Origin of the sequence: Mesorhizobium sp. M1E.F.Ca.ET.063.01.1.1 (genome assembly GCF_003998155.1) — a bacterium.
Classification (GTDB): domain Bacteria; phylum Pseudomonadota; class Alphaproteobacteria; order Rhizobiales; family Rhizobiaceae; genus Mesorhizobium.
On the sequence record NZ_RZSC01001083.1, the window covers coordinates 1 to 1,502 of the forward strand.

Sequence of the window (1,502 nt, forward strand, 5' to 3'; positions counted from 1 at the left end):
GTTGCCGGTGCGAGCATAGACGAAAGGCTTCGATCCGAAGGCCCCATTCAACGCCTGGCCAAGCGCATCGTCCGTGACGTCACCGGCGAGCTCGAACCGCACCTCAATGAAATTCGTATTCTCAAGCTGCGCCTGGAATGTCTCCGTGACTTGGTGCAGGAAGCCGCGACGGTCCTGCGCATTGGCAAGCCCCTGTCCGCTATCGGTGAAGATCTCGATATCGCGCTTCTCGCCCTGTTCATTGGCGCGTGTGCCGATATAGGCAAGCAAGGCGCCCGCCTGCTTGCCATTGGCCGCGCTGGACAAGATCTTGAACACCGCTGGCTGCGCGCCGGCGGCATAGGCCGCTCGCGCCGCAACCGCCCTCGCCTCTCGCGTCGCCCGCGCGAAGCGTCGAGTGGACGGGAGCGCGCCCGACCTTCCGCCGCCCCCGCCACGGCGCCGCCATTCTTCTTCCTCTTCCTTGACGAAGGCGCCGAGCGCGAGGTCGAAAATCGCTATCGCCCCCTTTGCGTCGCTGGATGAACGCAAGCTCCCACTGGTGCACACAGACAGCGGTATCGCGCTGAGCGGTCCTCCTCGGCCAGCGGACGAAACCGGTGCCTTTGCGACCCGTGCGCTCGCTCCCAGGTGCGTTGCGCTCGCCGTCGGCCATTGCGCACCCGCCATAGGCGAAGCCGCGCGGGCCGGGGCGGCGGCGCTCGCATGGATGTTCATCGCTTGACGATCGGCCGTCTCCCGGCCAGCCGCTTGCAAAGGCTTATCCTCCTCAAGCTGCTCGAGATCGCCAGCGCCCGGCATCCGCAGATAGCATTCGATCTCGGCAGCATATCCGGCGAGATGACCGCTCATGCCTTGACCTCGCGCCGCTTGCGCGGCCTGGCAATCATTGCCTTCAATTCTTCGCGGAACCGGCGCACGAGCTCACCAACGGCGATCAAGGCGCGCTCAAGGTCCTCGTCATATGGCACCCGGCCCTCGTTCATCGCGCGGACCGCCTGATTGAAATTCACACCAACACGGCGAAGCTGGTCGGTGGCCTCCTCAATGGAAGGTCGCAGTTCCCCCGTCGCCGCCGGTAGAAACCCCGCCTCGGTGCGGACAAGGCGGCGAACGACTTCGCTGACCGTCACCGACTCCACGTCAGCCATGGTGCGCAGCCGCTCCAGTTCGACTCTTGAGAAGCGCACATGCAGGACTTCGCCATAGCGCCGGGATGCATTCTGCCTTTCTGTTTGGCCACTGTTGGCTCTCATCTTCAAGCCCGCTTGCGGGCGCTAAGGCCGTTGGGCCGCGCCGTCCTTTTTTCGTGTGTAACACAAAAAAGGCTATCCTGCCAAAGACAAAAACAATATCACCAAAACATCTTTGCGGGTGTACGCTACATCAACCCAGCTTTCATTTCCAACTCATCTGCACATGTTAGCACGGAAACATGTTTCCTTGTGGACATCTTGCATCGTCAACTTAACGACAAGCCAACGTTGCGACATGTTTCTGTC

At 61.9% G+C, this 1,502-nt stretch carries 2 protein-coding genes; both read right to left on the reverse strand.

The genetic code is table 11. The features are described from left to right. The coding region (locus EOA29_RS36220; RefSeq protein ID WP_145970037.1) for a hypothetical protein at nucleotides 1–531 on the reverse strand (531 nt) is incomplete at its 3' end. A 317-nt stretch (nucleotides 532–848) separates the two neighbouring features. Further along, nucleotides 849–1,262, reverse strand: a complete 414-nt coding sequence (locus tag EOA29_RS36225) for a hypothetical protein (protein ID WP_127222377.1) — start codon at nucleotides 1,260–1,262, stop codon at nucleotides 849–851. Nucleotides 1,263–1,502 lie beyond the last annotated feature (240 nt).